This window comes from Mycoplasma ovis str. Michigan (assembly GCF_000508245.1).
Taxonomy (GTDB): Bacteria; Bacillota_I; Bacilli_A; order Mycoplasmatales; family Mycoplasmoidaceae; genus Eperythrozoon_A; species Eperythrozoon_A ovis.
The window spans coordinates 635,539-657,343 of the sequence record NC_023062.1; the positions used below are offsets into that span (position 1 = coordinate 635,539).

Annotated in this window: 30 protein-coding genes; 15 read left to right on the forward strand and 15 right to left on the reverse strand. The window is 32.5% G+C overall.

Going from position 1 to position 21,805, the window contains the following annotated elements; translation table 4 throughout:
• The first annotated feature begins 27 nt into the window (after nt 1-27).
• From MR07_RS03645 to MR07_RS03670, 6 genes are all read left to right on the forward strand, one after another.
• Nucleotides 28-573, forward strand: a complete 546-nt coding sequence (locus MR07_RS03645) for a hypothetical protein (RefSeq protein ID WP_024071563.1) — start codon at nt 28-30, stop codon at nt 571-573.
• A gap of 121 nt (nt 574-694) precedes the next feature.
• A complete protein-coding gene (locus MR07_RS03650; RefSeq protein ID WP_024071564.1) occupies nt 695-1,240 on the forward strand; it encodes a hypothetical protein in 546 nt (181 codons plus the stop codon).
• Nucleotides 1,241-1,352: 112 nt separating this feature from the next.
• Nucleotides 1,353-1,898: a hypothetical protein gene (locus MR07_RS03655; protein WP_024071565.1), complete on the forward strand. Its 546-nt coding sequence runs from the start codon at nt 1,353-1,355 to the stop codon at nt 1,896-1,898.
• Between the two features lie 152 nt (nt 1,899-2,050).
• On the forward strand, nt 2,051-2,545 hold the full coding sequence (locus MR07_RS03660) for a hypothetical protein (RefSeq protein WP_024071566.1): 495 nt from the start codon (nt 2,051-2,053) through the stop codon (nt 2,543-2,545).
• Between the two features lie 136 nt (nt 2,546-2,681).
• Nucleotides 2,682-3,131, forward strand: coding sequence for a hypothetical protein (locus MR07_RS03665; RefSeq protein ID WP_158432943.1), 450 nt, complete (start codon nt 2,682-2,684; stop codon nt 3,129-3,131).
• 31 nt (nt 3,132-3,162) lie between these two features.
• A complete protein-coding gene (locus MR07_RS03670) occupies nt 3,163-3,387 on the forward strand; it encodes a hypothetical protein (protein ID WP_144079585.1) in 225 nt (74 codons plus the stop codon).
• Between the two features lie 200 nt (nt 3,388-3,587).
• On the opposite strand, the gene MR07_RS03675 is transcribed toward MR07_RS03670, so the two are convergent.
• Nucleotides 3,588-4,253 carry a hypothetical protein gene (locus MR07_RS03675; protein ID WP_024071569.1) on the reverse strand — a complete coding sequence of 222 codons (666 nt, stop codon included), beginning with the start codon at nt 4,251-4,253 and terminating at the stop codon, nt 3,588-3,590.
• A gap of 430 nt (nt 4,254-4,683) precedes the next feature.
• Between MR07_RS03675 and MR07_RS03685 the strand changes: the two genes are divergently transcribed.
• The 3 genes from MR07_RS03685 to MR07_RS03695 all read left to right on the forward strand — a co-directional run bounded on the left by MR07_RS03685 (nt 4,684) and on the right by MR07_RS03695 (nt 6,594).
• A complete protein-coding gene (locus MR07_RS03685) occupies nt 4,684-5,187 on the forward strand; it encodes a hypothetical protein (protein WP_024071571.1) in 504 nt (167 codons plus the stop codon).
• Between the two features lie 139 nt (nt 5,188-5,326).
• Nucleotides 5,327-5,833, forward strand: a complete 507-nt coding sequence (locus MR07_RS03690) for a hypothetical protein (RefSeq protein ID WP_024071573.1) — start codon at nt 5,327-5,329, stop codon at nt 5,831-5,833.
• A gap of 161 nt (nt 5,834-5,994) precedes the next feature.
• Complete coding sequence (locus MR07_RS03695; protein WP_024071574.1) at nt 5,995-6,594, forward strand: hypothetical protein; 600 nt, start codon at nt 5,995-5,997, stop codon at nt 6,592-6,594.
• A gap of 321 nt (nt 6,595-6,915) precedes the next feature.
• On the opposite strand, the gene MR07_RS03700 is transcribed toward MR07_RS03695, so the two are convergent.
• The 6 genes from MR07_RS03700 to MR07_RS03730 all read right to left on the reverse strand — a co-directional run bounded on the left by MR07_RS03700 (nt 6,916) and on the right by MR07_RS03730 (nt 10,679).
• Nucleotides 6,916-7,803, reverse strand: coding sequence for a hypothetical protein (locus MR07_RS03700; RefSeq protein ID WP_043901221.1), 888 nt, complete (start codon nt 7,801-7,803; stop codon nt 6,916-6,918).
• A 332-nt stretch (nt 7,804-8,135) separates the two neighbouring features.
• The gene (locus tag MR07_RS03705) at nt 8,136-8,600 is read right to left on the reverse strand and encodes a hypothetical protein (RefSeq protein WP_024071576.1); all 465 of its coding nucleotides are present in this window, start codon (nt 8,598-8,600) and stop codon (nt 8,136-8,138) included.
• A 251-nt stretch (nt 8,601-8,851) separates the two neighbouring features.
• Nucleotides 8,852-9,466 (reverse strand): hypothetical protein, encoded by a 615-nt coding sequence (locus tag MR07_RS03710; RefSeq protein ID WP_144079586.1) that lies wholly within the window; start codon nt 9,464-9,466, stop codon nt 8,852-8,854.
• 265 nt (nt 9,467-9,731) lie between these two features.
• The gene (locus tag MR07_RS03720; RefSeq protein WP_043901222.1) at nt 9,732-10,082 is read right to left on the reverse strand and encodes a restriction endonuclease subunit S domain-containing protein; all 351 of its coding nucleotides are present in this window, start codon (nt 10,080-10,082) and stop codon (nt 9,732-9,734) included.
• Nucleotides 10,043-10,489 (reverse strand): restriction endonuclease subunit S, encoded by a 447-nt coding sequence (locus MR07_RS03725; protein WP_144079587.1) that lies wholly within the window; start codon nt 10,487-10,489, stop codon nt 10,043-10,045. Before MR07_RS03725 ends, MR07_RS03720 begins: the two co-directional genes overlap by 40 nt.
• 10 nt (nt 10,490-10,499) lie before the next feature.
• Entirely contained in the window at nt 10,500-10,679 is a 180-nt protein-coding gene (locus tag MR07_RS03730) for a hypothetical protein (protein WP_043901224.1), read from the reverse strand.
• Nucleotides 10,680-10,941: 262 nt separating this feature from the next.
• On the opposite strand from MR07_RS03730, the gene MR07_RS03735 reads away from it, so the two are divergent.
• Nucleotides 10,942-11,475: an RNA methyltransferase gene (locus MR07_RS03735; protein WP_268743537.1), complete on the forward strand. Its 534-nt coding sequence runs from the start codon at nt 10,942-10,944 to the stop codon at nt 11,473-11,475.
• A 76-nt stretch (nt 11,476-11,551) separates the two neighbouring features.
• On the opposite strand, the gene MR07_RS03740 is transcribed toward MR07_RS03735, so the two are convergent.
• Nucleotides 11,552-12,202 (reverse strand): hypothetical protein, encoded by a 651-nt coding sequence (locus MR07_RS03740; protein ID WP_024071580.1) that lies wholly within the window; start codon nt 12,200-12,202, stop codon nt 11,552-11,554.
• Between the two features lie 316 nt (nt 12,203-12,518).
• Between MR07_RS03740 and MR07_RS03745 the strand changes: the two genes are divergently transcribed.
• Complete coding sequence (locus MR07_RS03745) at nt 12,519-13,274, forward strand: TRM11 family SAM-dependent methyltransferase (protein ID WP_024071581.1); 756 nt, start codon at nt 12,519-12,521, stop codon at nt 13,272-13,274.
• A gap of 11 nt (nt 13,275-13,285) precedes the next feature.
• On the opposite strand, the gene MR07_RS03750 is transcribed toward MR07_RS03745, so the two are convergent.
• Nucleotides 13,286-13,849: a hypothetical protein gene (locus MR07_RS03750; protein WP_043901226.1), complete on the reverse strand. Its 564-nt coding sequence runs from the start codon at nt 13,847-13,849 to the stop codon at nt 13,286-13,288.
• A gap of 277 nt (nt 13,850-14,126) precedes the next feature.
• On the opposite strand from MR07_RS03750, the gene MR07_RS03755 reads away from it, so the two are divergent.
• From MR07_RS03755 to MR07_RS03765, 3 genes are all read left to right on the forward strand, one after another.
• On the forward strand, nt 14,127-14,681 hold the full coding sequence (locus tag MR07_RS03755) for a hypothetical protein (RefSeq protein WP_024071583.1): 555 nt from the start codon (nt 14,127-14,129) through the stop codon (nt 14,679-14,681).
• 182 nt (nt 14,682-14,863) lie between these two features.
• A complete protein-coding gene (locus tag MR07_RS03760) occupies nt 14,864-15,487 on the forward strand; it encodes a hypothetical protein (RefSeq protein WP_043901227.1) in 624 nt (207 codons plus the stop codon).
• A 22-nt stretch (nt 15,488-15,509) separates the two neighbouring features.
• A complete protein-coding gene (locus tag MR07_RS03765) occupies nt 15,510-16,211 on the forward strand; it encodes a hypothetical protein (protein WP_024071585.1) in 702 nt (233 codons plus the stop codon).
• A gap of 191 nt (nt 16,212-16,402) precedes the next feature.
• Here MR07_RS03765 and MR07_RS04300 read toward each other — a convergent pair whose 3' ends face one another.
• Entirely contained in the window at nt 16,403-17,038 is a 636-nt protein-coding gene (locus MR07_RS04300) for a hypothetical protein (RefSeq protein ID WP_144079588.1), read from the reverse strand.
• A 412-nt stretch (nt 17,039-17,450) separates the two neighbouring features.
• Nucleotides 17,451-17,933, reverse strand: a complete 483-nt coding sequence (locus MR07_RS03780; RefSeq protein WP_024071588.1) for a hypothetical protein — start codon at nt 17,931-17,933, stop codon at nt 17,451-17,453.
• 210 nt (nt 17,934-18,143) lie between these two features.
• On the opposite strand from MR07_RS03780, the gene MR07_RS03785 reads away from it, so the two are divergent.
• The gene (locus MR07_RS03785) at nt 18,144-18,452 is read left to right on the forward strand and encodes a hypothetical protein (protein ID WP_024071589.1); all 309 of its coding nucleotides are present in this window, start codon (nt 18,144-18,146) and stop codon (nt 18,450-18,452) included.
• Nucleotides 18,453-18,728: 276 nt separating this feature from the next.
• Here MR07_RS03785 and MR07_RS03790 read toward each other — a convergent pair whose 3' ends face one another.
• From MR07_RS03790 to MR07_RS03805, 4 genes are all read right to left on the reverse strand, one after another.
• Entirely contained in the window at nt 18,729-19,331 is a 603-nt protein-coding gene (locus MR07_RS03790) for a hypothetical protein (RefSeq protein WP_024071590.1), read from the reverse strand.
• A 24-nt stretch (nt 19,332-19,355) separates the two neighbouring features.
• On the reverse strand, nt 19,356-19,970 hold the full coding sequence (locus tag MR07_RS03795) for a hypothetical protein (RefSeq protein WP_024071591.1): 615 nt from the start codon (nt 19,968-19,970) through the stop codon (nt 19,356-19,358).
• A gap of 33 nt (nt 19,971-20,003) precedes the next feature.
• Nucleotides 20,004-20,723: a hypothetical protein gene (locus tag MR07_RS03800; protein WP_024071592.1), complete on the reverse strand. Its 720-nt coding sequence runs from the start codon at nt 20,721-20,723 to the stop codon at nt 20,004-20,006.
• A 72-nt stretch (nt 20,724-20,795) separates the two neighbouring features.
• Entirely contained in the window at nt 20,796-21,758 is a 963-nt protein-coding gene (locus tag MR07_RS03805; protein ID WP_024071593.1) for a hypothetical protein, read from the reverse strand.
• Nucleotides 21,759-21,805 lie beyond the last annotated feature (47 nt).

Consider the following 21,805-nt stretch of genomic DNA (forward strand, 5'->3'; position numbering starts at 1 on the left):
TTGATTTTGTTTATCTATGTTAGATAAATGTTTCAACTAAAAAATTACGCTATTTGTTCTGTGTTGTCATTGGGGTGTTTAAGTTTTATTTCTTCTGTTCCCTCCGCGCTAGTAGGGATGATGAAAACGGTTCAAAAGGCTGTAACTCCAAAAAAACCTAAATGGTATCCTAAGTACTGCTATAAATGAATCATTTATTTCTCAAATGGTGAACTTATAGTGTGTCCAACAATAGAAGGTACTCCGCAAAAATATTTTTTTTATTTGTGGTGACTAAAAGAATATGACTTTAAGACAAATGATGGATCTAAACAATACTTTTATCCTGTGCAAAGCATATCTACAAATGTTGATAGTATAAGCTTTACCTTTAAAGGGGGCGCAAACTCCTCATCATCTGGAAAAAGCTTAACTATAAATCAATGAGAGAAACGAAGTGAAAAGGACAAGAATATACAAAAATTCAATGGAGTTAACTTAGAAGATAATTGCAAAGTTGAAGGAAAAAAATTAAGTTGTTTAAATAATCAATATATTGCGAATTGATTGGATTACCAACCATTCTATTTTTAAGGATTTATACAAATATTCACAAAAGTATTTAACAAGAAAATTAAGGACTTAAGGATTGATTTTTGGAGTTTCCAATAACACTCTTTGACCTCTCTTGGAAACTAAGTAAATTTAGACTGAAATGTCTTTCCTTTCAGCTAAATTCATTGCTTTTTCCGCTCTTTTAGGCAGTTCCGGAACTGCCATTGTAATTTCTACCGCTCTTAAGAATATTTTTACTTGCAAAGCAAACCCTAAGATTATTAGGAGGGTTAAACAGCAATGTGCTCAGTTATTTGTCAACTTACAACAAGGGGTTTTTATAGTTTGTCCAGATGTTAACCAAGATACTGGCTATCAATTTTGGTTGCGAGAGCAAACTAGAAAAGGTCCTTCTTATTCTGAAATAAAAAAAGTTAAAGTTTCAACTGTTCCTTCAGATTCTACAAAGGAAAAGATTAAAGAAATTAAAGTAGAGTTTGAAAACTTAAAGAAGGGCATAACAATGAGTTCTAGGTATATAGAGGAATTTGGTACATCAGTCGAAAAGTTACAACACTTAAATTCTCAAGATTTAAGTCAATGCAAAATTGAAGCCCAAGATAAAAAGCCTTATATCACATGTGGGCAATATACTCAAGAGCTTCGTCAGATACAAACTTATGCAATCCCTAAATATATTCCCTAATTTTTGAAAATTACAAAAATACAAAAACCCAAACATTAATTCTTAAAATCTCCCGATAATGTTTATTTTCAGAGTAGATTAGTTCTTTTAAAATCTAAGTTTTTGGGTTGCAATGCCTTTTCTTCCAATTAAAGGCGTTGTATTTTCTACACTTTTAGGAGGTTGCGGGGCAATCACCACAACATCATTCCCTTCTATTAAATGTGCAGTGAGCGCAACACCAATCAGAATTAGACAACAATGTGCTAAATTGTTTGCACAAGTTGATGCAGGAGAATTTTTAGTTTGTCCGGATGAATATAAAAATGATGGAATTAATTTTTGGTTTCTAGAAACTGCAGGGAAGTGGCGGGGGCGACATTCTTATACTGAAGTTAAAAAAGTTAAATTAGAAACAACTCAAATAACCCATAAAGATAAAAAAGTTCAAGCAAAGAAAGTTAACTTTTTGGGAACCAACAAAAGTGTGACAATGCGTGATGAGGTTGTAAACTATTGAGTAACATCAATTGACAAACTGCAGAAATTAGATAATTTAGACCTAAAAGAAAAGTGCAAAATTACACGTTCTCATAACAAGCCTCAAATTAATTGCAACGGATTCACACAAGAGCTTAAACATATAAGATACTATTTAACTCCTAAGTTAACTAATTAATTTTTTAAAAGTTTTGCGAGCGCTAAACAAATAACTCTTGAATTGGACAATAAAGCTAATTTAGTTCAAATTAATCCCCTTAAAATCTAGGTAAATCTAGAGTAAAATTTCTTTCCTTTCAGTTAAGAGCATTGCCCTTTCTACTATTGTAGGTGGTTGTGGGGCGGTTGTCGCAACCTCTCCTACCTTTAAATGTATCAACGGTTCAAAGCGCATTAAAGTTCAACAGCAATGAATGTGCTCAGTTATTTATAAACCCGAAAGAAGGGGTGTTAATATTTTGCAGAGACATTAATGGAGGGGACGGCCTTCAATTTTGGTTTATAGAACAATATAAAGGTTATACCTACTACACTGAAGTTACACAAATTAAAGTCTCTTCTATTCCAAACACAAATCCACCAAAAAACACTGAAACAATTAAAGTTGAACTTCAAAACTTAAACAAAACCATAAACATGAATGCTAGGTATGTCAATTACTTGGGAACGACAATAAAAGACTTATCACATTTAAATTCTCCAAACTTAAAAGAAAAATGCAAAATTCAGAAACGAAATAATAAACCTTACCTAGTTTGTAATGCAAACAGCAATAAATATGAACAAGAACTTCGTCACATAAAAGACTATTACATACCCAAGTAAGTTCATAAACTTAATTAGCTTTAACCTGCAAGTAAGGTCTTTTGCATGTAAAATTAAGTCAAAATTTACTTTTTTATTTAAAAAATGGCTGTAAGTCTAAAGTTATTTCCTTTAGTTGCCGGAATTGGATGCGGAGTTGAGGGGATTTCCCTGACTATTAGTTGGTGGAGAGGGGAGTAATACTAACTCAGTTTCTTTACAAACAGATCAGGTACCCGAACCAACTGCGGTTACACATTCAAGAGATTCTTCTTCTTCCCGAGTTACTCCAGAAGAAACTCCTTTAACAGACTCGCCGACGGAAGAATCTTCCCGCACGTCTAGTGAGACTGAATCTAGTAAGACTCAAGAAGAAACAACTGCTGAATCTCCCGAACAAAAAGTTGCTCCAAAACCAGAAATTCAAAAAGATGAAACTCAAGTCGCTGAAGAGGCTTCCGTTGCACAAGTTATTAATAACTGCCAAGTAATAGATATTACTGAAGAATTAAGTACTGCTGATCTGAATGGCGGAAAAATTTGAAGATCAATTTATAAACATATCTTGTTTGGACACTTCTGATGACGATGATTCTATTTTTCTTAGCAAGTGAAAAGGGGCGTTTACTAACAGTCTTTTGACAGGAAGTCATAAGTTATCAAAAGGATCTTTGCTTGATCTAAAAATGAAAGTTTCTTCAGCGGAGGAAACTTCTGAAAGTTACCGGCAAATTGTTTTTTCCAGCACTTGTTTTGAATCTTCTGTAACTGGAATATGAAAAACAGACAAATGCAAAATCAAGATTATTGATATTTCTGATCCCCGTGTATCTCCTGACAAAATCTTTCTAGAATTCGATTAGACTAATTTTTTACCTTTAAGTTCTAATTTTTGGTTTCTATTGGTGGGATGGGATTTACTGAAGGAACAATAGAAAAAGACAATTAGTTTTTAACTAAGTAAGACTAAAAACCTTTTTAATCGAGATAAGAAGATAAGTTTTCTCTTACATTTTTGAATAAAAAATTAATGTTTTAAAAGCTAAAGAATTTATGAAAAAATTTAGTTTTTCAACTTCAGATACATTAAATTTTCTTCCAATTTTGGATCAACTATTGTTACTGTATATACCTGAGAATCATCAGGATTTCAATTTGAGTAATCTCCCAAAATTTTTCCTCCCCAACTTCCAATAATTTCTGGATAAGAGAAAATTTCACTTACAAATTTAGTCTTATAAAAGTCTTCGATCGATTCAAGATCATTTCAAGCTGTAGAAGTTTGAATATCAATTTTTGTGTCAGAGTTAAAGAATTCTTTAGGCTCTTTCAATAATTTTGTGGATAATCATAACTTCCACTTAGCATTAATTATCTCATCTCCGCGACCGCTATTATCACAAGACAAGGAAATATACTCCTTATCTTTAGGGAGTAAATAAAAAACCTCTTGATCCTGACCTTCTAACACAACACAATTTTCCAATTGCTTAATAACTCTTGATGGTTCATCTAGAGTTTCTCCTTTTTTCTCTTCTTCAACAGGCTCGGAGTTTTGTGTAGACGGATCTTGTCGAGACTCATCCTCCTCCCCCGAAGTTTCTTGTGTTACATCTGTTTGTTGATTTACAACTGAAGAACCGGATAAATAATTTGAATTAATAAAAGGAGCGGCACAAACTCCCCCTCCAACAAGAAGACAAGAATAGGATTTTATTAGAAGGCTCATTTAATAACTTAATAATTTCCTATATTTCCTTTATATTAATACCAACTCAAAAGCTTTCTTGAATTTCACTAAATAAAAATTTCTCCTAATCTCAAAAGAATTGAGAAAGAAAAAACAACTTGGATTGCAAAACCTCTCCCTATAAAAGTTGCTTTAATATCTCTACCTGAATTTCCACGCTCCTGTGTTATTAAAATATACCTCCTTGATCTTTGAAACGAGCAATAGAAAGGGGGCGATCTTAAGAAATAAACCATCACACTTATCTTGTCAAAGTTATATCAGAGCCCTAAACAAAAGTATTGGAACAAGTACTTTTTGCAAAACTTCCAAAACTTTTCTTGTGGTCTAGATGATAAATTCTTACTAAGATAAGCTTTTAGTCTTTAGGTTCAAAAGTTACTCTGCATTAAAGCTGGAAAAGGATTAAGTGTCCTTCTTTTCAGCTAAAATTCTTGCATTTCCTACATTACTTGGATGACTTGGTGTTTCATTGGCCATTCCAAACTTTAAAGAAAAATGCAAGATTGTACTTAGGTACAGAATAACTTGTTACAAATTATTCGCTAGCGCAAAAGAAGGAGAATATATAGTTTGCCCCTCGAAGGGGGATGAGACTAATCCTAATTTTTACTTAAGATGAACAAAAGATAAACCTAGTCGTAGTACATTTACCAAAACAGGAAAAATAACGACACAAATGCAATCAGATAAAAAATCAGTTCAGGTGAAATTCACAGAACTAAACAAAGAGATGAAAGTATCAATTGGCTATTTTGATATTTTTGGGACTGACAAAGACAATTTAGAAAAATTGCATTCTATTGATCTGCAGACATCTTGCACTATCAAAAATAAAGAAAAAAGTAATCCAGAACTGGATTGCGGAAGTTATAAGCAAGAACTTAAGTATTCACAAAAATATCTAATCTAGTAGCAAACTTTTATCTAACTTTTTAAAAGTTGGAAAATTTTTATTTAGGTTTTTTGACAACGGAAAATGGTGAATTTGGGAAAATACTTCAACAAAGAATACAGTTTTTTTAGTCTCTAAAAATAAATAATTTTTCAAAATGTCCTTTTTAACAGCAAGGATTTCTGGTTTAACTTGTTTGATCGGCGGGACAGGCGCTATTGCTACTACAGTTTCATGAATGACCTCTTGTAAAAAAGTGATTTTGAATAACAATGAAAAGCAAACATGCTATAAGATTTTTACCAATATAAGTGCAGGGGAATTCTTTGTTTGTCCGAAACTTGAACAAGGACAACAAAAACCTGAAAATCCCATTTTTTGATTGTGATGAACTAAGTGAGGTCGAAGATGAAGGTCTTATGACTTAGTGAAGAAGATTAAAGTCACAAAACAAGCTGACAAAAATATAAAGGTAGATTTTCCTGAATTAAAAAACAAAAGTTTAATAATGAAACATGCGTATGTTAAGATTCTGGGCACAAAAGAAGATCAATTGGACCAATTGAATAATATAGACCTTAACAAAAGTTGCAACAGTGGAAAATATGAACAAGAATTGCTTCAACCACAAAAATATCGTGTTCCACAATACTTATTGACTTAATTAATCTTTAGCCACTAGTACATAAAAAATAACAAGGAGTAACTTAAAGTATTAGATTTGATTGAATAATTTCTTGTAATGCATAAGTTCAATTCATTGCGATAATTGTTAATTATTGATTAAGCTATTGATTTTAAAATTAAGGAAATTTACCTAAGAAGATGATTTTGAGGCCAGCTTCTTTGGCAATAGTAGTTGTGTTTAGTAGTGCAGTTCCGTGAATTTTTATGAAAAATCAAGGGGAATTAAATTCCTCGAACAATCCAAGTTTGGTTGTCAAAACAGAAAAGGAAGTGAAAAAGATTGATGTGGATAGAGAAAAAATTGATGATAGTAAAGGTAATTGTGAAGTAATTCAAAAACAAGGGATTTTAGATAATGGGCTCTGAGAAGATGGTTTAGATGACTACACTTATTTAACAGTCTCTTGTCAAGATACAAATAAAGATCCTGAATCAACATTACCTAATAAATGAATAGGAATGTTCCCTGAGACATTAATTAAACAAAGAAAACAATTAACAATAGGTAAGAAGCTTGAGATAAAATTGGAATCTAAGTCTTGGAATTCAGGGAAAGTTGGGGAAAATACTGGACAAGTAACAATTACCGGAAATAGATTTAGATCTACTTTAATTGGTGACTGGGAGGAAGATATAGAGGGGGTTGGGGTGAAAAAAATTAATATTACTTCCCCATCTATGCCGAAGGACAAGATATATTTATTGCCCCTTGATTGTCAAATTAGTGTACTTTTTTAATTACTTAAAGAGAATAAGGGATTAATTTATAGAGGCAGATCATTAAGGGTTAATATTCGATCATTCACAGTTGAACTTAATTCAGCAAATTTAACTAAATAAAATAAATATTTCTTCTTCCTTGAACTAGTTCTTTCAAAAATTCCAATAAATTAAAAAAATTTTTTGAAGGAGAAGTCTTTGAGGGAGTTTGGGTATTTTACAAGATTAGTTAGTGTGAATTAATGTGAACTAATTCCTATGGGAAAACAACTCTAAGCCAATCGACACAAATTAAAAATAAATTTCCTGAATCTTATTGAGAAAAGAAATTTATATTAACTATCTGCCTTTCAGAAAAACTGTTACCTCCTCTGATGAATTTCCTTGAGTGTAAAACACTACATCCAAAATAGCATTGTTGGATAACCCAGGAGTAACTGTTATTTCTTTTAAGTCCGATCAATTTCTATTTTTCAATTCAGGTTCTGAATTCAGATCAATATGGAAACTAATAGTGGTTTTTGGACCATAATTGTTTCAAGGACATTTAAGAGTAATTTGATCTCCAACTAAACTTTGTTCACATTCTCTAGATGCAAATTCATCCCCTTCAACAACGTCAGGATCTCTAGATTCAATTGAAAACCAATTGTTTGTCAGAACACTTTCTTCCTCATTTTCTTCATCTGAATGTAAATCATCTTCTTCCGAAGCAACAGAGTCGGAAGTAGATTCAGCAACTTGATTATCTTGAACGAAAGAATTATCTTCTAAGTTTTTCTGAACAACCTGAGGTTGAACAACTACTTTTTGTCCCATTTCTTTTTCTTCTCCTTTCTCTTCTACTTTAGAGGAAGATTCTGAAGCTGGTAAAGAGTCGGACTTCTTTGGCTCTTCTGGAAGTTCTGTTCGAGCAATTGCTGTAGGCGGACTATTCTCATCCTTATCTTTTACTGTAGAAACATCTGACTCTGTTTGCTTTCGTTCTTCCCCTATATTTTTTTCAGGTTCCGAGGATTCATCAGCAGGATGTCTGACATTGGTTGTCTCCTGAACTTCCGGAAAAGATTCAGTCGATCCAGTACTAGATTCGGACAATACGACTGTTGAGGGTTCCAATGTATCAGATTTTTTAGTTAATGTAGTGCCTATAACCGCTCCTGTAGAACTTCCAACAAATGCCACAGCAGTCAATAAATAATTACTTAAAAACCCAGACAAAGCCATAAATTAATTTTTTTGTATTGTTTTTATCTTATATTTACTGAACTTTTGAATCCAGACAACCGCAATCGCAAATTAACAATTAAATTGGATTTAACTCAATTGAAAAAAGTCAAAAAATCTATAGATGCAAGAACAAGATATTAAATTAAATGATTTCCTAAATTAAGAAAGTGAACTTAGACAAAAAGTAACAAATATACTTAACGAAACAAAAAAGGAAAACTTAATTTTTTGATAATCTACAAGCTATATTTTTCAATATTTATTAGTTGCTAATCCTACTTTACAACCCAACAAAATGAATAAATTATTTATCTATGTCTAAAGTTTTATTACTTCTCTGGACACTTAATTTTTCAATTCTTTTCATCCTTCCCTTCGACTTTACAATGTGAAGCTTCAAATGTCTTATATCTTAAAAAGACAATGTCTTCATCTTCTTTGTTACTATCAAAATATTTTTTATCAGGGATGAATAAACCACCTTTAACATTTCCTTTCAGTTGTAAAACCAAGGAATAATCTGTAGATGTTAACTTTTCAACATCAACAAATTTATCGTCTGTATTTTTGATAAATCACTTGAAACTTAGGTTTTGATTACCCTTATCTAGACAAGCAAATAATGGCCCAGAGTCTTTAGTCCTAGAATCCCAATTATGATCCCAAGTCTTATTATTTTGAATTTCCTTGCAATTTGAAGCACCATTCTTGGTTAATTGCAACTGGGAATAGTTGGTTGAAGTTAAAGACACAGGAGCTACTGCGGAAACAGCAACTCCCAACCCGCCTACCATTGGAATTCATATCTTGGCAAGAAAGTTACAAAATTTGTTTAAAAAGATATATGCGTAACAAAAACCTTATTTAGAGACATGTAATCTCTAAGATCTAACTACTTAAATCAATAAATTCCTTAAATTGAAGGATCTAGAGTTAGAGACTTTCGATGATTAACACTTTTACCAAATAATTGTACCACTCTCATGTATCCCTATTTCTCCTTAACCAATTAGATTGAAGAACTGTAAAAACTACTGATTATGGTTTAAGGCGGAGAAGCAAGAAATAGGTATATCAATTCAGCTTCTCTTCCTCCATCTTTAATTTCAACAGAGAATCTTTGTTGTTCTACTTCAAATTCATCCATCAAATCTAGTTCTCCTGAAATAGTAGACTTTAATCCTGATCCGCTAAAAACTGCTTTCATAACACTTCTAGTGTCTCCATCCTCATTCTTTGTTTCAAGGTTCAACTTAAACTTTTCTCCAATCTTTTGAGTGGATTCCAAAGATAGGAAGGTCTTGGGAAATAATCCTATTCAAACGGGAGGAAGATCGATGTGTTGGCTAGAAAGAACATTGTTCTTACATTTAACGGAGACATAATCTTCTTCTTTCTTTCCCCTCTTGTCAAGAAAACCATCTAATCCATTTGGTCTAGCAATTACTTCACAAGTTCCTTGTGTGGCACTTTTCTTAGTTTCTTCGTTTGGTAAATCATGAGGTTTCTCAGTTGCAATTGTTTCACTTTCAGCAGGAGTAGCTTTTTGAGAATTATCCTGAGTTTTTGACTCTATACTATTATTTGACTTCAGTAGGAAAGGTAGGATAATACAGCCACCTGCAACTGCCGACACAACCGCAAAAAGCTTTATGTTCATCTAAAAAGATAAAAGTTTGTACCTAAATTTTAAGGCTAAAATTTCGGATTAATTGAGAACATTTAATTCAGAGTTTCAATAATACATTTTTGTAATCTCAAACATTTAGTAATTATTTGTTCATTATTTTTTTGTAGTTCAAAAATTGGACTACAAATTTGGTTGAATTTTTCAATTAAGTGTTGGGGCGGAAGTTTGACTTTAAAGCTTTGGAATTTTGAAAGATTAAAGGAAACTATATCAGTCGAATTGTTCAATAATCTCTTTAATTTTGTGACATTTTCCCTAATCAAAAAGTAAATATAAGAAATAGGCAAATTGTGTTTGCCCCCCCCTCAATGACCCACAAATTGGGAGAAATAATTAATGTCTTGAGTTGATTGATTAATAAACGTCCACCTTGACGACCAGCCGTTCCAACAAATATCAATCCATTTTCGGGAATTAATTTAGCTTTGCATCTTTTAAATCCGGCTTCAGTCAATTGTTCAGAAGTTGAATTTAAAAACTTGCATTCAAAAATGTCTTTTGTTCTTACAAAAGGTATTCCCCCTTGCTTACAAAAGTAGAGTTTTTCTAAATAAAAATTGGATTTAGGGGGCTGAGATCCTTTCAAAACTTGAAACAAACTTCCAAATCTCCCAAGTTATCAAACAAAATATGGTAATAAATTTCCATTCATTCTTCAAGTAATTCATTAACTTTTTTCTTAAGTTGAATAACTTTCTCTAAAGTTTCATATTTATTCACAACTTTTTGTTGTACCTCTAGAGGAGGTACTGATATGGGAAGTTTTATGAAATCTTTTCAAGCAAGCTCTCCCCTAATTCCTCCAAAACACATTCAAAGAAGTCTTAGATCTGTTGATTCTTTTTTAAAAATCAACATCAAGTATTCGCTCGAGAGATTAGGGTTGTTGACTTCAAAAACGTGATATTGGGAAGAAACGACAGCTAACTCTTTTCTCTTGTAAAGCCCTACTGCCAATTTTCTCGTTTTTTCAATATCCATCAATCTAACCACAAATTGGTTATTAGAAATTAGAAATTAACAGGCATCAAGTTAAATTGGTATTTTTTCCAGAATAAGGGGAAACTATGACCTCCTTATCTGAACTAACGCCAAGTAACTTAGTGCTATCTAAATTCTTATTCTTGTGGGAAATTAAGGAGATGAAATCTCCTAAAGGAGAAATATTATTGTTAAAGCTCAACCTAAAAACTACTGTTGAATTCCTGAATAAAAATTAGTCCTTCTGTCCTAATGAGAGAATATACAAACTCCTAAATTTCTTCTATTATCAAAATTTATAAGTAAAGATTCTTATATCTAAAGAAGAATTCAGTTAATTTATTAACAAAACTAGAACCTTTTATTTTCTCACTCTTTTTCCCGCGGAGCTTACTAATTGGTTAATTCACTCAATTACTTTAAAAGCTATTTATAGATCTCCCATTGTATACAAGGTTCTAAATATAAGACAGGGATGAAATCAGCAAGTTGATTTTCCTGCATGTGGAGGGCGTGGCGGGATGGTGATATCTATAGAACCTATATATAAATTGTTAGAACAATACAAGTTATTAAATAATGCTCATATTATTTTGTTGTGCCCTAGAGGAGAAAAATTTACCCAAACTAGATCTAGAGAGTTAGAAAAAATATCAAGTAAATCAACAATAGTTTTTCTTTGCGGTCACTATGAGGGCATAGATGAAAGAATTCAGCATTTTATTTCGGAGAGAATTTCTATAGGTGATTACATAATTTCTTCAGGAACTTTAGCTTCTGCAGTAGTTTTAGAAGGAATAGTTAGATTAATTCCTAACGTAATTTCCGAGGAAAGCCTAGAATCTGAAAGCTTTAATAACTCTGAAACTCCAGATGACTTTGATTTTCCTTGTTATGCGCCGCCCAAAAATTTCTTAAACTTAAAAATTCCTGAAAATTTAGTAAATCTTTCCAAAAGAAAATCTACTTCTCAAATTTCAAAGAAAAAGAAGAAATAATTAGTTAAAAGTCTTTGAGGGATCTTACTGTTATAGTAACCTTACTCTAGAAATTAAGTAACCGAATTTAAAAATTCTATTTTGAATCTAATGTTTCTGGGCGTGGAAAGGCCAAATATATTACTTTAGATTTGAAATTCCCTTCTTGAATTTTCACAGAATCTACACGTTTACCTGTCGGAGAATTATCATCTAAAAAATCTAATCTCCCTATAACTGTCTCTTTCACTCCTGAACCACCAAAAGTTACCCACCAAGTACTTCCTATGTTACCTTCCCCTCGAATCACTTGAGCTATCAATTCAAATTTCTTGCCACTACCTTCAAAAGATTGGTCCGTCAAAATGATCTTCGGGAATAATCCTGTTCATGTTTTTGCAAAAGTCACATCATAATTCTGGTCGGTGCTAGTATTGTTGCAAACAGCTGAAACATAATCATCTTTATTTTTACTCTTATCTTGAAGGAACTTTTCTAAGTCTTGTTCTAAATCAGTGATATTGCAAGCTCCCTTAGTAATGCTCTTAACCTCTTCATCTAAAACATCTCCAGAATTAGAAATACTGTTAGTCACTGATGCAGGCGCAGTAGATCGAAGGCTGGACAAATTTTCTGGAGCTACTTGAGTCGTGGGGGACGATGAACGAAGATAAAACGGAAGACCTATGCAACCTCCTACAGTACAAACAAAAGCCGAAGTAGAAAGAAACTTTGCAACTACAGACATGTTATAGAGATTATTGTAATGGTTCTTCTATCTTTTCTACCAATTATATTGAGTTCTTAGTTTACATTCTGTATTTTTTACAATCACTTCCTTTAATTAGTCATGTCTTCCCCGAAAATATTAAAACCAATCTTCTTTTCAGTTAAAAGGCTTCCTTTAAACAAAAAACACTTTTGTAGCTACTTAAATTTATTTGAATAACTGATGGACCCGCTTGAAAAAACTATAAAAGAACATTAAAAGAATTTTTTGAATCTTTCTCAAACACTATCTTCAATTTAAGAGAGGTGAGCGAAGGAGGATTTTTTTCTAAGACATGATAAATCGAAAAATAACTAAATGAGAACCTGAAAATTTTCAGTTACAAACTAATACATTATGAAGTTTCCCAGATAGGGGAAGTTGAGCGACTCATGATGCCAAGTGAAGGGGAAACTGATCCCCTTATATTCCAAGAAATATCTTGCTTAGATATTCTAAAGAGGGTGATCTAGTATTGGATCAATTCGCTGGAGGGGGAACTACTCTAGTAGAGGCGAAATTACTTAACAGAAATATTATCGGAATTGACGTCAATGGCGAAGCAATTAAAAGATGTAAAGAAAAAATTGACTTTGATTATTCTAATGCCAATGGAAAAGTGACCACAATGAAGGGAGATGTGAGGAATTTATGCTTTTTAGATTCAGACAGTATTGATTTAGTTTGCACCCACCCACCTTATGCAGACATTATTCGATACAGTGAAGGGAAAGAAATTATCGAAGATTTATCTAACTTAGAAATAAATGAATTTTTATCTCAGATGCAATTAGTTGCATTCGAGTGTTATAGAGTTTTAAAAAAAGGTAAATTTTGTGTTATTCTAATGGAAGATACTAGAAAAAATGGACACATGATTCCTTTGTCCTACAAAGTTATGAAAATTTTCGAAGATAAAGGTTTTAAGTTAAAGGAATTAATTATTAAGGTGCAACATAATTGCAAGACTACAGGCTATTGAGCAACTAATAGTGTTAAGTACAACTTTTTATTAATTGCACACGAATATCTATTTGTTTTTAAGAAATAATTGAAAAAATTTTAAGTAGTTTCTTCATTTTCTTCTTTCAATTTAGGAAACAATAGATATAGTCAGCTTCCACTAAAGTCTCCTTCTTTAATTTCGATAGAAACTACTAATTTTTGTAACTTTTTAGGATCCAAGTAGTTTCACTCTCCTTCCATTTCCTTTTTTAATCACTCTCCTCCTACAGCTGCTTTATTCACACTTCCTCTTTCTCCCTCCTCCTGTCGTTTTGTGATTTCTAGATCAAATTTGTTTCCTTCCTGAAGCGCTAAGCTTTCAGACAATATGTTTTTAGGGAGCAAAATGCTTCACTCTTGAAAGAGAGCAAATATATCATCATTTTCTTTAATGTTTGAGCAGGCAACTGAAATATAACTTTCTTCATTTTTGGATTGCTCCTGAAGAAACTCCTTAAGTTCCTCTGAAATTCGATCAATTTTGCAGGATGATCCAACAAAGCCTTTGGGTACATGTAAAGATTGTGTTGTTATTGTATTTCGTGTTCCTCAAAGATATAAAGGCAATTCAACTCCCCCGCCAAATAAAGTTGTTACTGCAATAAAAATTTTTGAATTCATAAACAATCGTTACAAACTTTTGTATCTATTTAAAGCTATTTAAAAGATTCTATCCCAAAGTTTCCGCTATACACTTTTGTAATTCAAAAATCGGACCACAAGTTTGGTTGAATTTGTCAATTAGGTTTTTTCAGGGGGGTTAACTTCAAAATTCTTAAGTCTTTTTTATTCCGTCTGAAATAAAGGTTTTTTAAAGTCTAAGGCAAACTCTTTTTTCCCGAAAGTCTATAAAATTGAACAAAAATTTTAAAAGCTTTCAAAAAATAGATTTTTTGCTGTGTCTTTAGGCGCAAGAATAGCTTTTGCTCTGGCCACCCTTTGTGGAGGAAGTTGTGTATCCATTCCTTTTTACTTTCATTCAGCGACCACTGTTGCAGGAGCAACTAACAAAGAGCATAGAGGTGAATGTGAGGTAATTTCATTGGAGAATGATTTAGAAATTTTCCTTCAAGGGAAGAAAAAGGATAAAGATGATTATGTTGTAGCAACTTGCAAAAATACTGGGTTTGAAAAGGATAATCTCGCTACTCCAACAGAAGTTTGAACTGGATTGTTTCCTAAAACTGTTTTGTCCGATAAATCTTTGGAGTTGGGAAATAAAAAATTTGAAGTAAAAATTGAAGTAGTTCAAGAAGAGGGAGATTCTGGAAGTATTAGATTAGTAACTTTTAGTGGAAAGGGAGTTACAAACACTATTAAGGGGCAGTGAACTTATTTGGATGATATTCTTCAAGAAAGAAAAATAGCAGTTTCTGTCGATATTCAAGGGGAAGATTTCAATCCTAATTCAATATATTTTGTGATACCGTTGCCAGAAGGCGTGGAAATATAGTGGGATTTCTCAATTATTTCTTTAATAAATAGAAAAATTTGAATTTAGTTGCCTTTTTGTAATTATCAGATTTGTTTAAGTTGAGTTAATTTAAAGCAATCAGTATTCCAATATTGATCGCCAATTTCCCTTAAGCTCTCTCTCCCCAGACTTAAAATGTAAAAAAATTTTTATATTTGGGGATGAGAGTAAAGCTTGTGGCTTCAATGGTGGCGATAGCTGGTGGTGGTATTGGCTTGCCTTTATATTTATTGAAGGCACCGGATAATTCTGGCTTTACTAGTCAGCCAAAACAAACGAAAGTTGAACCTCCGCAATCTCCTACAAAAATTAAAGGTGCTCCAAAACTTGTAAAATCCGATTCTTCAAAGAGTTTTGTGAAGGGAGCTTGTCAAGTTACTTCTCTGGAGGAAAATTGAGAGAAACTACTGACCTCAAAATCCAAAAATAAATCAGACTATGTTTCCACGAGTTGTAAGAATACCATCGTAAAAAATGACTATATAGAATTACCTGTTGATTGAAACTTATTGTTACCTAAGATATTTCTGAAAGATGCATTTACTAATACATCTAGCAGTGTTTTCGAAATTAATACTGAAGTGGAACAAGTTGAAGATTTAGACACTGGTAACAGTAAAATTATTGCCACTTTTAGTGGCAAAGGACTAAAGTCTAGCGTTACAGGAATATGGGATGAAGTTGATCAAAAACAATTACCAAAGAAAAGGGTAACTTCTGCTTCAATACAAAAAAGTGAAATAGGTTCTGGGATAGTATATATGATTTTTACTCCCACTTTTTAAGGGGGGATAGTATTTTTTAGATATGGCTGTAATTCATAGAGTTTTAACTGTTATTACGGCCTTAGGAGGAGGATGCAGCGGAGCTTCACTAATATGGTGGAAAAACAGTAGTTCTGAAGCTACAAATCCTACATTAATCGAGCAGATTGGTCAAAAAGAAAGTTCTCCACAAATAGACGAAAAAGAAGTTACTAAAACAATAACTTCTCCCGCCCCTGAAGTTACTGATGCCTCTAAAGCAGATATTGCACCCACGTCGCCCCCTATCAAAAATCCTTCTGTAGGCAATTGTCAAATTGTCGACACTTCTGAAGAGCAAAAAAATATTCTTTGAAGTGATGAATTTAATCAATGGGCAGAAGACTACTTTTCTCTTGCTTGCAAAAATACGAATTTAGATGATTCTGATGTGAATATGCCTAATGATTGATTAGGATTATTTCCAAAATCTCTGTTCCCGAATGCTTGAAAATTACAAGTAGGAAATACGTTGAATATCAAGAATAAAACTATTTCATCCGAAACAGGAATTTATAGTACGACTTTCAGTAGTAGTGAATTGTCTCCCACTTATTTAGTCGGAGAGTGGAAAAAAGAGCCAAAAATTATTCTCGGAAAGGAAATAACAGTCATTCAAACAAAAAGTCCAGCAAAGCCCGAAACAATTTTGTTGTTGTTTAAAGACGAGCTCATTCATAAAAGTACTAGTGAAAAGGATTCTTAGTTAATTTTTAAATCTTTTGATTTAAAAACTTAAGAAGTTTTAAAAATATCTAATTAAAAATTTTTCTTCTGTTTAATTATTCAAGAGTAGGATAGAAAGACTTTAAAGTGAATATCTGTTAAATTAAAAATAAAAATTTTTAGTTTAAGTGATTTAAAGTCAAGAAAGAAAAGAGAGTTTAACTCTTATTTTTAAATACATTTACTAATAAAAGGTAGTTCTTTATTATCTCTGGGCGGAGGTGCTTGTGTTATACCCTTTATCAGCCTTACTTCTTCAACTAGTCCTACCCAATCTGACACGACGCAATCAGTTATTTCTGTTCCGGAAGGATTAGAGAGCGTTCCCATTAAACAAGGTCCTGAAAGTCTTTCTTCCCCTGAAACGAGCTCTTCACCGGAAAAACCTAGGCTCGAAAATGCCAAAGAATTAAGTTCTGTACCTAAAGTTCAAGAGGCCAAGAATTGCGCAGTAGCAAAAGAAACAGATTCGGCCATTGCTGAACTTTTGCCTAAATATTTTCTTTTCTCTTGCGATAATGCGGGAAGAGGAGATACGATAATTGATTCAAAATGGTCAATATGAATTCCCTCGACTCTTTTAAACCAACAACAATATCTGCAAGATTTCTTTAAGGAGGGGCAAAACATTGAAATAAAAACTAATTCGGTCACAATAGCAGAAGGAGAAACTTCGAATGAATTTGATATGTATAAAACTACTTTTGAAAGTGAGAGTTTTTCTACTCAAACAATACAAGGTCGATGGGGAGGAAGTATCTTAATGAATGATTCTGATCCTATTGAACCATGAATATATAAAGTCACACTCTTGAATGCTGATTTATCAAGTTCTTCTATTTATTTGCAACTATCAAAAACTTTTATATAGAGTAGAAATTTTTTATCTTAGTTCCTGAAATAGTTTGATAAATAATATTTCTGAAAAATTTCTATAAATAGTTATTAAGGGAAAGCCAAATTATTGTTTAGGTTGTTTAGAGGTTAGAAGATAAGTCTTTAACAAAATAAAAAAATATTTTTATCTTTAAAGACTCTTTGTTAATTAATTCGAAAACATTTTGTGTTATTTCTGCGGAAAGTTAAGAGATAAAGCTGGATTACATATTACTTATTTAAAGAGTTAAAAAAATTTCTAAACAATTTAATCTCCAGAACATTTAAAGCCTAGCAGTTAAGTTTCCTTATTTTTAATGGAAAAATAATTTAAAAAGAAGACTTATATTTTTTGTTTAGAACAATCTAGTGTTCAATTTTTAAGTTCTCCTTTAACGGTACATTTGGAAGGATCAATTTCAGTTGATTTAGGGAAAATTACGTATGCGCCTCCAGAAAAATACTTATCTTGAGGCACAACAATTAGATCTCTTGAGACTCCGAAATTCCCTAAATTAAGTTCTACTCGTAAGGAATAACCCAAAGAATTTAATTTCTTAACTTCTTTGAGTTGAGAATCTGACTTATCAAGCCATCAAAAGCTGACATTTTCTCCAACTTTGCTGAAGCAAACCATTAACTTTCCTTCATCTTCTTTTTGAGCTTCATCTTTCAAGATCTCCTTGCAATCTTCAGAATCTGAAGTTTTATTGACATTGCCAGAACTGGTTGAAGTACTTGAAGCTGTTACAATAGGCACAGCTATAGCAGTTGTAGTGGCCCCAACCGCCAATAATGATCCAAATAACTTTAAAGTAAGAGTCATAAATTTTTAAATTTTAAATTTAGTCCTGATATATTTTTCTATAATCTAATTTTCAATTTCCTTGGAAAATTAGAATTTAATAATCTTCATTTAAGGACTTTTTAAGTTAAATTTCCCAAATTTCCTTGGCAATTTCAGCTTAATTTCCAAATGAAAATTGATATTCCTTGTTTTATTCATTTGAAAATTTTGATATACAATTAAAAAAACATGAAATTAATTAACCTAATTATTGGTGGCCTCTCTTCCTCTCTTGCATCAGCAACGGGAGTTGTTTCAATAAGTTATTTGAGTGGAAATGACAATATTCCAACTGCCGTAACTCCAACCACTACAAGCACTACCGAAACGAGAACACAAACTACTGTTTCAAGTTCTAGCTCCTCTTCTACTACAGAAGCAGAGAGAATGAAAGAATTAGATGAAAAGTGAGCGAAGTTTGATAGATGTTTTACTAGTCTTACAAAATTAAATTCCTGTAAGAAACTTCTTCCGACGTGGTTTAAACTTCCAGAATAGAATTATCCTCTAACTTTAACTGTTTAATTACAAAGAAATTTATAGATAATTCAATACTTCTTTAGAGCTTAAAAAGTTAAAAATAAAAAATATATTTTCTTATTTTTAATGGAGGTTTAAGTTAAATTTTTAGAAAGAAATTTAACTTTTGACAAATCATTCAGTATAAGTACAAAAAAACAAATTACTAATTTTTTGTTTCTAATCGATCTAACTTTATAAGTTTAAAAATATTGAATTAATCTCTATATTTTTTTAATTACGTTTTTAAATTAATTAACAACCAACTTTTCAATCTTTATGTCCTGAGCTGTCTAAATTATCTTTTCAAACTAACTTACATTGTTGACCTGTAAACGAATTTCCGCCAACAGTAACTTGAGAAATTATTCCTTGACCGGCTATAATTTCGTCATTTAATGTAAATCTTTTAATGGTATCATAAGACATATCCTCCTTATCTAAAGTAACTGCTAAATCTCTGATCTTAAATTGCAGATTTGTAACAGATATAGGCGTTGAAAATTGATCTTTGAGATATTCGAACTCTAGTTCTTCGGTTTTTCTATGTAATCTGCATACCCTTAACTTTGATTTATCTTGCACATCCGCTAAAACTTCTTTGCATAACTCTGGGTGCTCATGTCTTTCCTTTTGTTTTAAAACGGGAGTATTAGGGATGGAATAAGGCTCTTCAGCAACATCTGGTTTTGGAGTTTGTTGTTGTTCAGGGACAGCAGAAGGTGTTTCTGTATGTGAATTACTGCCTTGATCAGTTATTGTTATAGCAGTATTGGAGGGCGCAAGAGTCAGGATTGTTGGAACTGCAACAACTGTTGTTGTTGCTCCTCCCAATAATAAAGCTCTTAGGGGTGTCAATTTAAAACAAAAAAATAACTATTATTAGATTTCTTTACAACTAACTCTTCATTCTTTTATTCCGTATGTTTGTTCTTCTATTTGACATTGTTTTTCATTAAATTCTTTTCCGCCCGCAACGTAGGTGAAAACACCTTGCAAATTAATCAACTCAGGAGTCAAATCTAGCCTTATAGAGTTAGAGTCTAAATCATCTTTTTCTCGTAATTTAATAACTAATTCCTTATGAGTAAATTTCAAGCTTTCAACTGCAATAGGCATTGAATATTTACTGTAGTAATATGCAAATTCTATTTGAGAACTACCTGTCGACAATCTACATGCTCTTATTCAGGAATCAATATTTGTCTTTGATCTCAAGATTTCCCTACATAAATCTGGATTTTCATATCTTTCCTTCAACTTATTTGCTGAAAAAACTAATTCAGAGGATACATCTCGCGGAATGAAATCAACTTCATCATCCTTCTCTTCTAATGAAGTTAATTCTGAATCTCCCTTATCAATAGAGTTTTCTACTTCTCGAGCTGTCTCAGAACTCTGGACACTTGAACCCTTAGTTCAAGAACTGAGAGGTAAAACAACAGTAGCCCCAATTGTTGGAACAGATAATAAAGCTAACTTAAATGCAAAAATCATGAAAGATTAGATTCAAAAAACTGATAACGAGTTTTAAGTTACTTGACACTGAACTGTTCAATCCTTGGAATTAATTTCTAGATTTCCTGTAGCTTTACAGTGTTTATCTGTAAATTTCTTACCTTTAACTGATTGCAGTGGAATAACACTCTTTCCAGCTATTATATCCTCGAATTCAGATAACAACATTCTTTTATTTGTGGATCCATAATTATCTGACTTAGTCAAATTTACTACTAAATGGTTATAAGTAAATTCCAAATCTCTAACCCTTATGGGCATTGAGAATAGATTAGTATGATACATGAACTCTAAATCTGCCCCACCTTGAGAATTTCTGCAAACTTCCACTTTAGTTTTTTCAGAAGTAGAAGCTAAAACAACCTTGCACAATGCAGGATTATTTACCCTATTTTTATATTCTTCAGCCTCAGATAATTTAGATACTTTGGTTGGGAAGGGGGAGTGAGCCTCTACTTTCTTTTCCTCTTTTGGTTGTGCGCCAGAAGCGCTAGTTTCTGTTCTAGAAGAAGCATCCTTAATTTGAGGCTTTTGACTTTCTTCTGCAGATTGTTCTCCTGTTGCAGGAAAATTATCTTCGGTATTTTGCCGTTGTCCCATTAATCCCTCTGACGTAGTAACTACTTTAGATTCAGAGGAGTTTAAAAAAGATTTAGTAACGATTGTTGCAGTACCTGCGATTCCAGCGACAGCTGAACCTCCAACAAGAAGAACTTTTAAGGAAAGAGCCATAATTTAAAAAACTCTAAAAATTAGTTAAATTTTATTGATTTTTCCTACAAAAGATTAACTACGTAAGACTAATTAAACTCCTGCTTTTTTAGTAATCTTTCAAATCTTTTGTGTTCCAGTTCCTCCAGTAATCTCTAGCTGGCACTGCTTGTCAGTGAATGATTGGGTTCCCATATCTGAAGGATTCATTAATCCTTTGCCAGTAAACATATCTGTAGCTTGAGATATATCCATTCAATGATTATTCATTCCTCAATAATCTGACTTGGTCAGATTAATCACTAATGAACTGTGGGTAAATCTCATATCTTTAATTCTTATTGGCATTTCTCCTATTTGAGGTTGATAATACATAAATTCCAAATCTATACTATCTTTAGACACTCTACATGCCTTTACACTGGAACTATCTTTAGTGGAAGTCAAGATATTTCTACACAAATCTGGATTTTCAGTTCTTTCTTTGTACTTAACAGCTTCTAAGGCATCGATTGAAAGCTGTTGTGTTGTAGAAGTGGAAGTCACTTGTGCAGGTTGTCGAGAGATTCCTAACTTTGGACCCTCTTCCACTCTCTTAACTATTGGAGCTGGGCTAGAGTGACTTAAAGTTCTGCCAGAGGAATGTGATTGCGTAGAATCTGTTTTAACACCACTTATTTCAAGTCCTTTGTTCGTGGCCTCTCCCTCAACCCCTGTATCTGAGCCTGAGGAGATGGTAGAAACAGCCAAAGATGCCGTTAGTGCGGGTTGTTGAGGAGTTAATGGTTGGTCTTTTTGCTCCTCAGCTTTAGAAGTCTCTTCAACTACTGGTGAAGGTGATTCTTTTTGAGTAGTAGGTTGTTGAGAAACCTCTAAATTTGAAACATTCGCAACAACTCTTACACTGCCTTCTGAACTAACTGTCACACCAGCGTTATCAATAGAAGTTTGCGCTGTAACGCTAGAACTAGGTCGAGTTAAAACAACTGCAGTAGAGACTGCAGAAGTGGCAAATATCCCGCCTCCCAGAATTAAAAGTTTGTGAGCTAACAACATACTACGGAATTAACGAAATTTTAAACTTAGCAACCATTTTGCACTTT